The sequence below is a fragment of the Pseudomonas hygromyciniae genome, from assembly GCF_016925675.1.
Lineage (GTDB): Bacteria > Pseudomonadota > Gammaproteobacteria > Pseudomonadales > Pseudomonadaceae > Aquipseudomonas > Aquipseudomonas hygromyciniae.
Window position 1 is genome coordinate 3,098,932 of record NZ_CP070506.1, and the last position, 14,811, is coordinate 3,113,742.

The following is a 14,811-nucleotide window of genomic DNA, read 5'->3' on the forward strand; positions in this document are numbered from 1 at the left end:
CTCGGCACTTTCGCGCTAGGTGCGGCGCAGGGCGCCCTCGTTGAGTTCAAAGCGGATCACCAGACCTGGCCCTGGCGCTTGAGCTCCAGGCGGCGCACGAACTCTTCGAGCACCAAGGAGTACAGGTCGTCTTGCAGGTAGGCGTCTTCGATCCCGGCATCCATGTTCGGGTTGTCGTTGACTTCGATCACCACCACCTTGTCGCCGGACTGCTTCAAGTCCACGCCGTACAACCCATCGCCAATCAGGTTGGCGGTCTTGACGGCCAGTTCCACCACGGCCTTGGGGGCCTCGTGCACCGCCAGGGTCCGGCACTCGCCGTTGATGTCCTGGCCGATGGCCTTGTGGTTGTAGATCTGCCAATGGCCTTTGGACATGAAGTACTGGCAGGCAAAGATCGGCTTGCGGTTGAGTACGCCAATGCGCCAGTCGTACTCGGTATAGAAAAATTCCTGGGCCAGCAGCAACACCGAATGTTCGAACAGCTCGGCGGTGGCGGCCAGCAGCGCCTCCTGGCTTTCCACCTTGATCACCCCCCGGGAGAAACAGCCGTCAGGGATTTTCAGCACCAGAGGGAAGCCCAGGCGTTCACCCACCCGTTCGAAATCTTCCGGTCGCTCCTTGTACAGAATCTCGGTGGCGGGCATGCCCAATTGATGGCTCTTGAGCATATCCGTGAGGTAGACCTTATTGGTGCAGCGCAGGATCGACGCCGGGTCGTCCATCACCACCAGCCCTTCACTTTCGGCTTTCTTGGCGAAACGATAGGTGTGGTTGTCGACACTGGTGGTCTCGCGGATCAACAAGGCGTCGTATTCGGCCAGGCGCGCGTAATCCTTGCGTTCGATCAGCTCCACATCGATGCCCAGGCCCTTGCCCACCCGCACGAAATTTTCCAGGGCCTTGGCATTGGACGGTGGCAACTGCTCCTGGGGATCATGCAGGATCGCCAGGTCATAACGGGCCAGGCGCCGGGAACGCGGTTGACGCCAGATCCTGCGGCTGAAGTTGTCCAGCGCATGGGCGAATTGATCTTCCTGGTCATCACGCAACTTATGTAACACCCCGGACTTGATGCCTTCGATATGCCAGCCGTTATTCTTGCGAAACTCAACTAACAAAATCGGACACGGAAAGGCTTCAAACAACTGCCGGGCTAAATCCTGCAACGGATCGATATTGGTTCGACCAAAATAAAGTGTCAGGGTAAAACCTTCGGTATTACTGTAAAGGTGATGGCTCAATGCTTTATCGAGGGTTTTATCCAGGTCGTCCAGGGCCAGGCCATACAAGGATTTTTTCGTCAATTCGCTGATGGTGCGCACCGACGGAATTACCTTGTGCCCCCGCGCCTCGGCCAGCAGCGAGCAGTAGTAACCGTGCCCCAGGTACTTGTAGCTGCGGCACAGGTTGATGACCTGCACCCGTTTGCCGGCCTCGTTCTCCCGGGGGTGTTCGAGGTACTCCTGGGCAGTGACAATATCTTCACTGGGGAAGTACGAGGCCCAATCTTCCTTGCGTTCAACAATAATCACCACTTGGCTTGCACTCTTGGGCGGTGTAGAAAAATATCCGCCGGAGGTGATTGTCGCCGCGACAGTTTGCTCGGATACTTCTCGCCAATGACTGTGTACCGCTGACATATTGATTGATCCGCTAGAGAACTTGACCTTTTCTATTAAGCACGATCTTTCAGAGAAGTCTCGTTTAGTTACGCAACTTTTACGGCGGTTATATGACTCTTTCTTTTCGCGTTGCAACCCTTGATGACTTGCCAGCACTGGTGGCCTTGGAACAGCACTGTTTCACCACAGACCGGCTGTCTTCCCGCAGTTTCCAGTGGATGATCAGCCGCGCCCACGCGCAGTTACTGGTGGCTGAAAACGCCGGACAATTGCTGGGTTATGCCCTGGTGCTGTTCCATCGCGGTACCTCATTGGCGCGCCTGTACTCCCTGGCCATCGCCGCGCCGGCTCGGGGCATGGGCCTGGGCAAGCAATTGCTGGCGCGCATCGAAGCCTGCGCGCTGGCGCACGACTGTGCGTACCTGCGCCTTGAGGTGCGTACCGATAACCCAGGTGCCATCGCGCTGTATGAACGCAGTGGCTACCGGCGCTTTGCCTTGATCAACGATTATTACGCCGACCATACCGACGCCCTGCGCCTGGAGAAACGTATCCTTCAGCACGCTGACGCGCGGGCCTTGAGCGTGCCCTACTACCAGCAGACCACCGACTTCACCTGCGGCGCCGCCTGCCTGCTGATGGCCATGGGCGCCCTGGTACCTGGGCGTGAGTCTGTGCGCCGCGAAGAACTGCAGATCTGGCGCGAGGCAACCACCGTGTTCATGACCGCCGGCCACGGCGGTTGCAGCCCCCAGGGCCTGGCCTTGGCCGCCTGGCGCCGGGGCTTTCGCGTGCACATGCAGGTCAACGTCCGTGGGCCGCTGTTTCTCGATGGGGTGCGCGACCCGCATAAAAAAGAGGTCATGCGCCTGGTACATGAGGGGTTCGAGGAAGAGTTGGCCAATAGTGATGTGCAGCAGGTGTTTGGCGGCGCGTTGGATCTGTCGCAGGTCCTGAACGCCGGTGGTCAGCCCCTGGTGCTGATCAGCAGCTACCGGCTGACGCGTTCCAAGTCACCGCACTGGGTGATCGTGACCGACTGCGATCAAGAGTTTGTCTACCTGCATGATCCGGACGTGGACCATAGCCAGCACCGCCAGCCCATGGACTGCCAGCATTTGCCGGTCAGCCACGGGGAGTTCGAGCGGATGTGCCGCTTTGGCAATAACCAGCTACGGGCGGCGCTGGTGCTATACCGGTAACGCCACCGGCCTGGCGTTGCCGGTCGCCGCGGCCTTGGCTTCCAGCTCACGCACCAGGGGCAACACGCGCTGGCCGAAATACTCCACCTCCTCCTGGAAGTGCAGGAAGCCCGCCAGCACCAGGTCCACGCCCACCGCCTTGAGCGCAACGATACGCTCGGCAATCTGCCGTGGCGTGCCGATCAGGTTGGTCTTGAAACCGTCGTTGTACTGCACCAGGTCGGCGAAACTGGACTTGGCCCAGTTGCCCTCGCCTTCCGGCGATGCCTTGCCCGCTTGTTTGGCGGCATCACCGAAGGCATTGACCGCTTGCGGGTCGGCCTTGTCGATGATCTCGGCCAACACCGCCTGAGCCTCTTGCTCGGTGTCTCGGGCGATCACAAACGCATTGACCCCGACTTTGACCGAATGGTTATTGGCCGCCGCCTTGGCGCGGATATCGTCGACCTGGGCCTTGATCCCCTCCGGCGTGTTGCCATTGGTGAAATACCAATCCGACACCCGCGCCGCCATATCCCGGGCCGCACGGGAGCTGCCCCCCTGGAAAATCTCCGGGTGCGGTTGGCCCAGGGGTTTGGGTTTGAGGCTGTAATTGTTGAAACGGTAGAAATCGCCCTTGAAGGTGAAGTCGTCCTGGGTCCAGATGCCTTTCAAGGCGCGGATGAACTCCTCGGAACGCCGGTAGCGCTCGTCATGCTCCAGCCAGTGTTCACCAATGGCCTGGAACTCGCCCTTGAACCAGCCACTGACGATATTTACCGCCACCCGGCCATGGGTCAGTTGATCGATGGTCGCCAGTTGCTTGGCCGCCAGCGCCGGCTGCCAGGGGCCCCCGGCAGGATCGCCGCGATGACCTTGAGTTTGCTGGTGGCGGCGAGCAACGCGTGGCTGAAGGCCACGGATTCATGCTGGTACTCGGCGCCGTAGCCGGCGGTGAAGCGGATTTGCGTCAAGGCGTACTCAAACCCCGCTTCCTCCGCCAACTGGGCCAGTTTGCGGTTGTAGTCGATGCCCCAGTCGGTGCGTTGTTCGACCTTGCTCACCACCAGGCCACCACTGACATTGGGCACCCAATAGGCGAATTTCACGGCTTGCTGAGTCATCGTTCGGTACCTCGCACACAGGGATGGTGCAGGTTATGGAGCAGCAACCGTGCCATCGTGGGCAAAGCCCCGTGGCAGGCGCGTGCGGCCACTCCGAGCCCTGACGGGGCAATGTTGCCCCGGTGGAGAATTTGTTGGATCACTGTTGCTGGCACAACACTTTCAGGTGATGGTGTGTTGCAACAGTCGCCGTAACAATTGGTTATGGGTAAGCTATGGAACTTTCGCGCAGCCCCTTTCTGCGCCTCGCCGAAAATAAGTCGACTCCATGCCTTTTGAACTCAGCGTTGACCTCACCACCCTGGCCATTCTCGCCGTGGTTGCCTTTATCGCCGGTTTTATCGATGCCATTGCCGGCGGTGGCGGTTTGCTCACCACCCCGGCCTTGCTCACCGCCGGCATGCCGCCCCATCTGGTACTGGGCACCAACAAATTGAGTTCAACCTTTGGCTCGGCCACCGCCAGTTTCACCTTCTACCGGCGCAAGCTGTTCCACCCGCGCCAATGGGTGCATGCCATTGTTGGCACCCTGGTCGGCGCGCTGGTGGGGGCCATTGTCGCCCACTACCTGCCCGCCGAATGGCTGAACAAGATGCTGCCGGTGATTGTCTTCGCGTGCGGCATCTACCTGTTGTTTGGCGGCACGCCCAAGGCGCCGCTGGACGCTGATGCGCCGATCAAGAAGAAATGGCAATCAACCCAGGGCTTCGGCCTGGGCTTTTATGATGGCGTGGCCGGCCCCGGCACCGGCGCGTTCTGGACCGTCAGCACCCTGCTGATGTACCCCGTCGACCTGGTCAAGGCCAGCGGTGTGGCACGCAGCATGAACTTCGTCAGTAACGCCGCAGCGCTGTCGGTGTTTATCTTCAATGGTTCGGTAGACTGGATTGTCGGCCTGAGCATGGGCCTGTCGGTGATGGTCGGTGCGTTCTTTGGCGCCCGCAGTGCCATCAGCGGCGGCGCCAAATTCATTCGCCCGGTGTTTATCACCGTGGTCCTCGGCCTGACCGTGCGCCTAGCCTGGCAGCACTGGTTCAGCGTGGCCTAAGCGGCGCGCCACATACAGGTCGATCAGGTAGCGGGCAATCGAGCGCGACGCCGGCAGCGGTGGCAACTGGTGGATGTTGAACCACTGCGCATCCTCAATCTCATCGGCCTGGGGCACGATCTCACCCCCGGCATACTCGGCGTGAAAGCCCAACATCATGGAGTGGGGAAACGGCCAGCACTGGCTGCCCACATACTGGATGTTCTGCACCTCGACCTGCACTTCCTCGCGCACTTCGCGGATCAGGCAGTCTTCGGCAGATTCCCCCGGCTCGGCAAACCCGGCCAGGGTGCTGTAGACCCCGGTGACGAAACGCGGTGAACGGGCCAGCAGAATCTCATCGCCACGGGTGATCAGCACAATCATGCTCGGGGAAATACGCGGGTAGCTGCGCAGGTCGCAGGCCTGGCAGAACATCGCGCGCTCCCGGGGCACCTGCACCATCGCCTGACCGCAACTGCCGCAAAACCGATGTTCGCGGGCCCAGGTACCGATTTGCGCGGCATAGCCCAGGACTTTGTACAAACGGTGGTCGCCTTGCAGCATAAAAGCCCGCAAGCCGTGCCAGCGACACCCTGGCACATCGCCTGGACTGTTCAGTTCCAGCAGATACACGGGCTCACCGTCCAGATGGCCAATGCCGTGCTCGGCCAACACCGAAAGGTCCTGGCGCTTGAGCCATTCCCTGGGAAACAGCGGTCCGTTGTCATCGAGTAAAAAACCTTCGCGACTACGGGCCACAGCCCAGCCGCCAGGGGCGTCGTTGTCCAGCAGCGTTGTGGTAATCCAGCCTGGGGTCATGTTCAGTCAATCCACGAATTCGGGTTTCTGCTTACTCATATGGGCCGCAATGGCCACGCGCAGGTCGTTGGATTGCAACATAGCAGCGTTCCAGGTGGCAACGTATTCCAGGCCATCGTTGATACTGTGGTCACGCATGTAGCTGATCATGGCCTTGGTGCCGGTCACAGCAATCGGTGATTTGGCGGCGATTTGCGCGGCAAGCTCCATGACCCCGGCCAGCAGGCTTTCGTGATCGGCAAAGGTGCGGTTGACCAGGCCGATACTGCGCGCCTCTTCGGCGCCGAAGGTGCGACCGGTGTAGGCCAACTCCCGCAACATGCCGTCGCCGATGATGCGCGGCAAGCGTTGCAAGGTGCCGACGTCGGCGGCCATGCCAATGTCGATTTCCTTGATCGAGAACTGCGCGTCGTCAGCGGCGTAGCGCATATCACAGGCGCTGATCAGGTCGATGGCGCCGCCGATGCAGTAGCCCTGAATCGCCGCCAGGACCGGCTTGCGGCAGTTGTCGACGGCATTGAACGAGGCCTGCAATTGCAGGATCTTGCGCCGCAGCAAGCGCGCATTGCGCCCCACGTCTTTGCCAAACTCATTGGCCACTGAGGCCAGCATCATCAGGTCGATGCCCGAGGAGAAATGCTTGCCTGCGCCACTCAACACCACCGCGCGCACGGCGTCGGTGTCTTCGACCCACTGGAAAATCTCAATGATTTCGCTCCAGAACGCCGCGTTCATAGCATTGATTTTTTCTGGGCGATTAATCTGCACATGGGCGACGTTGCCGTGGAGTTCGACGACAAAGGCTTGGTATTCGGACATGGCAGTGATCCTTGGCTGGCGGCTGATAAGGCCCGAACTATAGCAAGGGTGCGTCAGGGGCGGTAAGGCTGCGCATATGCCAAAAGCAGGACTGCATAACTGCACGCCGTGGGCGTGTTGTGGTGAGGGGGCTTGTCCCCCGTTGGGCTGCGCAGCAGCCCCAAAACCAGCCACCTCTATTTGTCTGAAAAAACTCGGAGAGCTTGAGGGACTGGGGCTGCTACGCAGCCCAACGGGGGTGTAGAACCGTAGACATCCTTTACATCTGAAACCGGGGACATCGTTTACACATTTGAAGCTTGGATGCGGCTCTTGCCGCGTCCAAGTCTGCCTAAGGGATAGTCACATAGGTACAGATCCCAAACATCCTCTTCAGCCTCTTTAAGCCCTATCCGTTCTCCAGATAAAGCCTCGCTGACAAATATCAGCTTGTTCTTCCACAAGATAGAGCCGTCCTGTCTGACACTTCGAACCTGCATGTCTGCCGGATATTCCACGGCGGGTAAGCATCCGGGGTAAGGCCGAGTAGATGGCACATACAACTCTCCCGGACGTTTCATGCCGAGCGCTTCGTGTGGTCGTATATAATTGAATTCATTCCTGAAATGCTCCAGCAACAGCTGTTGCTCAAGCAAGTCGCGTCCTAAAGGCAACTCGAATTTCAAGCTGCGGTGCATTCGCTCGTGGCGACCGTTCTGCGCGGGTCTTCCAGGCATGATTCGCTCGGGGTAGATGCCCAGACGGATCCACCAAACCGCCAATGTAGACATTCTTGCCAGACCAGGAGAGGCAAATGGAACACCGTTGTCAGAACGAATGACTTGCGGCATGCCGTATTCCTGAAAAAGCCTCTCAAATGCCTGTTTTACAGGCTGTGTCATGATCTTGGGGTGGGCCCTGCACGCCAGAATCAGGCGCGATGCGTGGTCAGTCACGGTCAAAGGAAAGCACATCTGCCCGTTAAGCATCTTGAACTGCCCTTTGTAGTCAGCACACCACGTCTTGTTGGGCTCGTTGGCTTCTCGCATTGGGGGCGTGGGAAGTGCCGTGTCGACGCTTGAAGCGCCGTTTGCTGACCAATCCAAGCCGATCAAGCCATTGCCCTGCCGTGCTGGGGGGCAGGCCAGGTGATGGTTGGATCCTCGATTCGCAATAGCTCGAGAAGCTTCTTCGGCCCCCATTTATCGTGGGCTTCCTTCATGGCCACCACGCGGGCCAAGATCTCATCGTCGGTTTTGTTTGGACTGTTATGAGGTCGTCGGGAGAGCTCGGACAACGACTTCAAATCGCCGTCATGCCGGGCAATCCATTTATCGACGGTAGGCCGACTCACATTGAATCGGTGTGCCAACTGGGTTTTCGTGTAGTTGCCAGAAAGCCAGTCAGCGACCAGTTTGATTCGTTGGTTCATGGGGGACTCTTGGTTCCAGGGCATGATCAGATACCTCCTGACCATGCGTATTAACCTGTAAACCATGTCCCCGGTTAGAAATGTAAACGATGTCCCCGGTTTGTACCGGGACAAGCCCCCTCGCCACAACAAGCGCGCCTAACCACAACAAGCCCTCTGGCCACACTGCTCAGGTAGGCAACCACAGGCGCATCCGCGCGCCGCCCAGTGGCGAGGCTTGTACGGTGAGTGTGCCACCCTGCGCCTCGACGGCCCGGCGGCTGATTGCCAGGCCCAGGCCGAAGCCACCGGTGGCACGGTCGCGGCTACGGTCCAGGCGGTAGAACGGCTCGAAAACCCGTGCGCGCTGTTCTTCGGGGATGCCAATCCCATCGTCATCCACCCAGATTTCGCAGCCCTTGGCGCAGACCTTGACGCCAATCTGGATGCGCCGTTCGCAATAGCGCATGGCATTGCGCAGCAGGTTTTGCAGGGCGCGGGCGGTAAGGCGTGGGTCGAGGGTAAAACGCTCCACGGCGCAATCAAGCACCACATCAATCACGATCTCGGGGTTTTCCAGCTCATCGTCGATGCTGCCTAGGATGCTGTCGATAAACTCATCGAGCACCACGTCCACCCGTTCGGGCAGTTGCGCCGGGTTTTGCAGGCGGCTGTAGGACAGCAGTTCCAGCACCAGTTCATCCAGTTCACGGATGTGCGCCACCAGGCCTTGCAGGCGTTCGCGGCTGGCGGCCGGCTGGTCTTCGGACAACGCCAGGGCCAGGCCAAAATCCAGGCGGGTCAGCGGGGTGCGCAGTTCGTGGGAGACGGCGTTGAGCAAGTCGCGCTGCTGATTAAGCAGGTGTTCGATATCGTTGGCCATGGTGTCGAACACCGCCGCCAGGCTGCCGATGTTGGAGCTCGCCGGAATGTGCGTGCGTTCTTCCAGATGGCCACGGCCCAGTTGCGCGGCAGTGGCCTTGAGGCGTTCCAGGTCGCGCCAGTGCGGGCGCAGCCAGATCAACAGCCCACCCAGCAACGCCGCGCCGATCAATACGTTGATGCTCCAATACAGCAGGTTCATGTCCATCGGGTCGGGGGGGATGGTCAGCTTGACCGCCAACTGCTCATTGAGTGGCGAGCTGATTTCTTCCATCCAGCCCCACTCCCCCAGGCGGATCACCGGTTTGCCCTGCTCCAGCAACCGCTCCTCGGCTGGGGTGTAGCGGGCGTCCTGGCGATGCAGCAATTGCACCTTCAACGGCGCGAAGTCCCGGCCCAACTGGGCGGTGACCTCCGACCAGCGCTCCACCGGACGGCTGTGGTACTGGCGCACGATCAGGCTCTGCAAGCCCCGGGATTGCTCGATGTTGTAGTTCATGTAGCGGTTGTGGAAGACCTCGATGATGCCCATGGGAATCAGGTAGATAGCCGCGCTGTAGGTCACGATGGTCAGCAGGTAGAGGCGGATCAGGACGCGGAACATAGTGTCAGCATTCCCACTCGGAGCGGCTGAACAGGTAGCCCTTGCCCCACACTGTCTTGATCTTACGGGCCTCGCCGGCATGGTCGTCGAATTTGCGGCGCAGCTTGGAAATGGCCACATCCACCGAACGGTCGGTGCCGTTGAACTCGATACCGCGCAGGCGTTGCAGGATCTGGTCGCGGCTGAGCACTTCGCCGGCATGCCGGGCCAGCACCACCAGCAGGTTGTACTCGCCGCTGGACAGCTCTACTGACTGGTCGCGCCAGGTCACGGAGCGCTCCGACAGGTCGATGCACAGGTTGCCCATCAGGATCTGGTCATTGGCCGCCTGCGGCTCGCTGAGGCTGCTTCGGCGCAACAAGGTGCGTACCCGGGCCAACAATACCCGTGGCTCGCAGGGTTTGGTCACGTAGTCATCGGCGCCCATTTCCAGGCCCAACACTTGGTCATGGCTGTCATCGCGCGCGGTCAGCATCAGGATCGGCAGGCCCGCCGAGTCGGCGCGCAGCAGGCGGCAGACTTGCAGGCCGTCAAGGCCAGGCAGCATCAGGTCGAGGATGACCAGGTCCGGTGGATTGAGCCTGGCCCGTTCGCGCACATGGTCGCCCCGGCTGAGCACATTGACATGATAGCCATTGCGTTCAAGGTAACTGGCAATCAGCTCGGACAGCGCGGCGTCGTCTTCGACCAGGAGGATATTGGGCATGGTGTTTCCAATTAATACGGTTTTTTTGTCGTACACAAATCCAATGTGGGAGCGGGCTTGCCCGCGATAGCAGTGTGTCAGTTGATACATCCGGCGACTGATACAGCGCTATCGCGGGCAAGCCCGCTCCTACATTAGATCGTCATTGATCAGAAGAGCTTGTTAGGATCCGCAGCCGTGAAGGATATACGCACGCGCCTCGGCGTGCGCCGCACCTTACATTTCTTCACACACCGCCTACACAGCTTCACAGCACTGAGCCGGGCGCGCCCGTAGGATGCGCCAGTCAATATTGGGATAAGAGCATGTCAAAGAATCTGTTTGCGCCGTTTTGCCTGCTGGCACTGACGTTGGCCCTGGGTGCCTGTGGCAACTCCGCGGACGAGGCCCCGCAAATGCCCCTCGCCAAGGTACGGATCGAAACCCTCGAAGCCAAACCCCTGTCCATCAGCAGTGAACTGAGCGGGCGAATTGCCGCACCGCGCATTGCCGAGGTGCGCGCACGGGTCGCCGGCGTGGTCTTGCAGCGGGTGTTCAACGAAGGCCACGACGTGAAACAGGGCGACGTGCTGTTTCGTATCGACCCGGCGCCCTTCAAGGCTGACCTCGACAGCGCCCAGGCGAGCCTGCGCAAGGCCGAAGCCAATGCCTTCCAGGCGCGCCTGCAAGAGCAGCGCTATAGCCAGTTGGTCGAAGGCAATGCCATCAGCGCCCAAGACTACGACAACGCCCGCGCCGCCGCCCGGCAGACTGCCGCCGATGTCGCGGCCAACCAGGCCGCGGTGCAACGCGCCAAGCTCAACCTCGGCTATGCCACGGTGACAGCGCCGATCTCCGGGCGCATCGGCCGGGCGCTGGTGACCGAAGGCGCACTGGTGGGCCAGAACGAAGCCACGCCCATGGCATTGATCCAGCAACTGGACCCGATCCACGCGGACCTCACCCAGTCCACCCGCGAGCTCAATGACCTGCGCCGGGCCTTTCGCGCCGGGCATTTGAAACAAGTGGGCCATGACCAGGCCAAGGCCACGCTGATCCAGGATGACGGTAGCCTGTACCCGCTGCCGGGCAAGTTGCTGTTCGCGGAGATTTCCGTGGACCCCGGTACCGGGCAGATCAACCTGCGCAGCGAATTCCCCAACCCGGACCTCGACCTGTTGCCCGGCAGCTTTATCCGTGTGCGCCTGGAGCAGGCGGTCGACCAGCAAGGCCTGAGCGTGCCGCAGCGCGCAATCACCCGCGACAGCGCCGGTATCCCCATGGTGTTGCTGGTGGATGCCGAACAGAACGTCAGCCAGCAACCGGTGGAGTTGGGCGCTGCGGTCAACGATCGCTGGGTGGTCAACAGCGGCCTGAAGGCCGGTGACCGCATCATCGTCGAAGGCCTGCAACATGCGCGCCCCGGTGAAAAAGTCGAAGTGGATGCCAGCCCCGAGCCTGTTGCTCAGGCAGCCGGCCAGTAATCAAAGGGATCAGAGACAATGCCGCAGTTCTTTATTGACCGCCCGATCTTCGCCTGGGTGGTCGCCCTGTTTATCCTGCTGGCGGGCGCCCTCGCCATCCCGCAGTTGCCGGTGGCGCAGTACCCCAACGTCGCACCACCGAAGGTGGAAATCTACGCGGTGTACCCGGGCGCTTCGGCGCAGACCCTGGACGAAAGCGTGGTCAGCCTGATCGAGCAGGAGCTCAACGGTGCCGACCACTTGTTGTATTTCGAATCCCAGAGCAGCCTCGGCTCGGCCACCATCACCGCGACCTTCCAGCCAGGCACCAACCCGGAAATGGCCCAGGTCGATGTGCAGAACCGCCTCAAGGCCGTGGAGCCGCGCCTGCCGCAAGCCGTGACCCAGCAAGGCCTGCAGGTGGAGAAAGTGTCCGCCGGTTTCCTGCTGCTGGTGACCCTCACCTCCAGTGACGGCAAGCTCGACGACGTGGCGCTCAGCGATTACCTGGCGCGCAACGTGATGAACGAGCTCAAGCGCCTGGACGGGGTGGGCAAGGCCCAGTTGTATGGCGCCGAACGGGCGATGCGGATCTGGATCGACCCGCAGAAACTCATCGGTTTCAACCTGACCCCGGCCGACGTGAATGCCGCGATCACCGCGCAGAACGCCCAGGTTTCGGCGGGCAGCATTGGTGACTTGCCGGGCACCAACACCCAGGAAATCACCGCCTCGATTCTGGTCAAGGGCCAGCTCTCCACCCCAGCCGAATTTGCCGACATTGTGCTCAAGGCCAACCCGGACGGCTCCACCGTGCGCATTGGCGATGTGGCGCGGGTCGAGATCGGCAGCCAGGAATACCAGTTCTCCACGCGGTTGAACGGCAAGCCGTCTACCGCCGTCAGCGTGCAGCTGTCGCCGGGCGCCAACGCCTTGAGCACTGCGACCCTGGTGCGGGCGAAGATGGATGAGCTGTCGCGCTATTTCCCGGCCAATGTCGAGTACAAGATCCCGTACGACACCTCTCCGTTCGTCAAGGTCTCGATCACCAAAGTGATCTACACCCTGCTGGAGGCGATGGCGCTGGTGTTTGCGGTGATGTTCCTGTTCTTGCAGAACATCCGCTACACCCTGATCCCGACGCTGGTGGTGCCGATTGCGCTGATGGGCACCTTCGCCACCATGCTGTTGCTGGGGTTCTCGATCAACGTGCTGACCATGTTTGGCATGGTGTTGGCCATCGGTATCCTGGTGGACGATGCAATCGTGGTGGTGGAGAACGTCGAGCGGATCATGGTCACCGAGGGCCTGTCGCCCAAGGAAGCCACGCGCAAGGCCATGGGCCAGATCACCGGCGCGATCATCGGGATAACCCTGGTGCTGGTGGCGGTATTCCTGCCGATGGCCTTTATGCCCGGCTCGGTGGGGGTGATTTACCAGCAGTTCTCGCTGTCGATGGCCACCTCGATCCTGTTCTCAGCGTTCCTCGCCCTGTCGTTGACCCCGGCCCTGTGCGCCACGTTGCTCAAGCCGATTGCCAAGGGCGAGCATCACGCCAAGGGCGGGTTCTTTGGCTGGTTCAACCGCCGCTTCGAGCAACTGACCGACCGCTACGAAGGTTGGGTGGCCTATGCCCTCAAGCGCAGCGGCCGCTACTTGCTGATCTATCTGGTATTGCTGGTGGGCATGGGGTTGCTGTTCAGCCGCCTGCCCGCTTCGTTCCTGCCGGTGGAAGACCAGGGCTACACCATCACCGATATCCAGCTGCCACCAGGCGCGAGCAAAAACCGTACGGTACTGGTAGCTGAGCAGATCGAGGCGCATAACGCCACCGAGCCAGGCGTCGGCGATACGACGATGATCATGGGTTTCAGCTTCTCCGGCGCCGGGCAAAACGCGGCGCTGGCGTTTACCACGCTCAAGGATTGGTCCGAGCGAAGTAGCGACGATTCGGCAGCCTCGATTGCCGATCGTGCCAACATGGCCTTTACCGAGCTCAAGGATGCGATGGCCTATGCCGTGCTGCCGCCACCGGTGGACGGCTTGGGTACGTCCAGCGGCTTTGAGTTCCGTCTGCAGGACCGTGGTGGCGTGGGGCATGCCGCGTTGATGGCGGCGCGTACCGAGTTGCTGACGGCGGCGGAAAAAAGCCCGATCCTGGCCAACGTGCGCGAAAGTGCCTTGGCCGAAGCGCCACAAGTGCAGCTTGAAGTGGACCGCAAGCGCGCGAATGCCTTGGGCGTGTCGTTTGCCGATGTGGGCAATATCCTGTCCTCGGCCATTGGCTCGGCCTATATCAATGACTTCCCCAACCAGGGCCGCATGCAGCGGGTGGTGGTACAGGCCGAAGGTGATCAACGCAGCCAGGTCGAAGACCTGATGAAGATCCATGTGCGCAACGACGCCGGAAAGATGGTGCCGTTGTCGGCGTTTGTCGAAGCACGTTGGGTGCAGGGCCCGGCGCAGTTGACCCGTTACAACGGCTACCCGGCCATCGCCATTTCCGGCGAGGCCTCACCGGGCCACAGCACCGGCGAGGCGATGGAGGAAATCCAGCGCCTGGTCAGCCAACTGCCGGCGGGTCTGGGACAGGAATGGACCGGTTTGTCGCTGCAGGAACGCTTGTCGGGTTCCCAGGCGCCGCTGCTGTTGATGCTGTCGCTGCTAGTGGTGTTCCTGTGCCTGGCGGCGCTGTATGAAAGCTGGTCGATCCCCACCTCGGTGTTGCTGGTGGTGCCGTTGGGGGGTATTGGGCGCGGTGATGGCGGTAGTCGCTGCGCGGCATGCCCAACGATGTGTTCTTCAAGGTCGGCCTGATCACCATCATCGGCCTGTCGGCGAAAAACGCGATTCTGATCATCGAGTTTGCCAAGGAGCTGTATGACCAGGGTGAAGACCTGATCGATGCGACATTGAAAGCGGCCCGCTTGCGTCTGCGCCCGATCATCATGACCTCGCTGGCGTTTATTCTCGGCGTGGTGCCATTGGCGATTGCCACCGGTGCCAGTTCGGCGAGCCAGCAGGCGATCGGCACCGGGGTGATCGGCGGGATGATCACCGCGACATTGGCAGTGGTGTTTGTGCCGGTGTTCTTTGTGGTGGTGATGAAACTGGTACGCAAACGTAAAGATTGATCGCACCACCCTGTAGGAGCCGGCTTGCCGGCGAAAAACCAGAGAACGCTCCGGG

General features: G+C 60.8%; 8 protein-coding genes and 3 pseudogenes. 4 read left to right on the forward strand and 7 right to left on the reverse strand.

What is annotated here, in order from left to right:
- Positions 1 to 56 precede the first annotated feature (56 nt).
- Positions 57 to 1,643 (reverse strand): RimK family ATP-grasp domain-containing protein, encoded by a 1,587-nt coding sequence (locus JTY93_RS13555; RefSeq protein WP_240344649.1) that lies wholly within the window; start codon positions 1,641 to 1,643, stop codon positions 57 to 59.
- A gap of 92 nt (positions 1,644 to 1,735) precedes the next feature.
- Here JTY93_RS13555 and JTY93_RS13560 point away from each other — a divergent pair, with 92 nt between their 5' ends.
- Positions 1,736 to 2,827 carry a GNAT family N-acetyltransferase/peptidase C39 family protein gene (locus JTY93_RS13560; protein ID WP_205480324.1) on the forward strand — a complete coding sequence of 364 codons (1,092 nt, stop codon included), beginning with the start codon at positions 1,736 to 1,738 and terminating at the stop codon, positions 2,825 to 2,827.
- Here JTY93_RS13560 and sfnG read toward each other — a convergent pair.
- Positions 2,816 to 3,930 (reverse strand): annotated as a pseudogene (gene sfnG / locus JTY93_RS13565) (dimethylsulfone monooxygenase SfnG). The gene JTY93_RS13560 and the pseudogene sfnG sit on opposite strands and share 12 nt — an antisense overlap.
- Before the next feature lie 268 nt (positions 3,931 to 4,198).
- On the opposite strand from sfnG, the gene JTY93_RS13570 reads away from it, so the two are divergent.
- Positions 4,199 to 4,978 carry a TSUP family transporter gene (locus JTY93_RS13570; protein WP_169995397.1) on the forward strand — a complete coding sequence of 260 codons (780 nt, stop codon included), beginning with the start codon at positions 4,199 to 4,201 and terminating at the stop codon, positions 4,976 to 4,978.
- Here JTY93_RS13570 and nudC read toward each other — a convergent pair.
- The 5 genes and pseudogenes from nudC to JTY93_RS13595 all read right to left on the reverse strand — a co-directional run bounded on the left by nudC (position 4,946) and on the right by JTY93_RS13595 (position 10,180).
- Positions 4,946 to 5,779: an NAD(+) diphosphatase gene (gene nudC, locus JTY93_RS13575; RefSeq protein ID WP_205480322.1), complete on the reverse strand. Its 834-nt coding sequence runs from the start codon at positions 5,777 to 5,779 to the stop codon at positions 4,946 to 4,948. The two genes, JTY93_RS13570 and nudC, sit on opposite strands and share 33 nt — an antisense overlap.
- 6 nt (positions 5,780 to 5,785) lie before the next feature.
- On the reverse strand, positions 5,786 to 6,598 hold the full coding sequence (locus JTY93_RS13580) for a crotonase/enoyl-CoA hydratase family protein (RefSeq protein ID WP_205480306.1): 813 nt from the start codon (positions 6,596 to 6,598) through the stop codon (positions 5,786 to 5,788).
- Positions 6,599 to 6,882: 284 nt separating this feature from the next.
- Positions 6,883 to 8,033 (reverse strand): annotated as a pseudogene (locus JTY93_RS13585) (integrase core domain-containing protein).
- Between the two features lie 145 nt (positions 8,034 to 8,178).
- Positions 8,179 to 9,474 carry an ATP-binding protein gene (locus tag JTY93_RS13590; protein ID WP_205480746.1) on the reverse strand — a complete coding sequence of 432 codons (1,296 nt, stop codon included), beginning with the start codon at positions 9,472 to 9,474 and terminating at the stop codon, positions 8,179 to 8,181.
- Between the two features lie 4 nt (positions 9,475 to 9,478).
- Complete coding sequence (locus JTY93_RS13595) at positions 9,479 to 10,180, reverse strand: response regulator (protein WP_205480744.1); 702 nt, start codon at positions 10,178 to 10,180, stop codon at positions 9,479 to 9,481.
- Positions 10,181 to 10,485: 305 nt separating this feature from the next.
- Here JTY93_RS13595 and JTY93_RS13600 point away from each other — a divergent pair, with 305 nt between their 5' ends.
- Both JTY93_RS13600 and JTY93_RS13605 read left to right on the forward strand, forming a co-directional pair.
- The gene (locus tag JTY93_RS13600; RefSeq protein WP_205480742.1) at positions 10,486 to 11,643 is read left to right on the forward strand and encodes an efflux RND transporter periplasmic adaptor subunit; all 1,158 of its coding nucleotides are present in this window, start codon (positions 10,486 to 10,488) and stop codon (positions 11,641 to 11,643) included.
- An 18-nt stretch (positions 11,644 to 11,661) separates the two neighbouring features.
- Positions 11,662 to 14,756, forward strand: a pseudogene (locus JTY93_RS13605) (multidrug efflux RND transporter permease subunit).
- Positions 14,757 to 14,811 lie beyond the last annotated feature (55 nt).

Excerpts from the sequence above, each read along its gene's own strand:
- JTY93_RS13555 (WP_240344649.1), bottom strand. The coding sequence starts at position 1,643 with ATGTCAGCGGTACACAGTCATTGGCGAGAAGTATCCGAGCAAACTGTC.
- JTY93_RS13560 (WP_205480324.1), top strand. The coding sequence starts at position 1,736 with ATGACTCTTTCTTTTCGCGTTGCAACCCTTGATGACTTGCCAGCACTG.
- JTY93_RS13570 (WP_169995397.1), top strand. The coding sequence starts at position 4,199 with ATGCCTTTTGAACTCAGCGTTGACCTCACCACCCTGGCCATTCTCGCC.
- nudC (WP_205480322.1), bottom strand. The coding sequence starts at position 5,779 with ATGACCCCAGGCTGGATTACCACAACGCTGCTGGACAACGACGCCCCT.
- JTY93_RS13580 (WP_205480306.1), bottom strand. The coding sequence starts at position 6,598 with ATGTCCGAATACCAAGCCTTTGTCGTCGAACTCCACGGCAACGTCGCC.
- JTY93_RS13590 (WP_205480746.1), bottom strand. The coding sequence starts at position 9,474 with ATGTTCCGCGTCCTGATCCGCCTCTACCTGCTGACCATCGTGACCTAC.
- JTY93_RS13595 (WP_205480744.1), bottom strand. The coding sequence starts at position 10,180 with ATGCCCAATATCCTCCTGGTCGAAGACGACGCCGCGCTGTCCGAGCTG.
- JTY93_RS13600 (WP_205480742.1), top strand. The coding sequence starts at position 10,486 with ATGTCAAAGAATCTGTTTGCGCCGTTTTGCCTGCTGGCACTGACGTTG.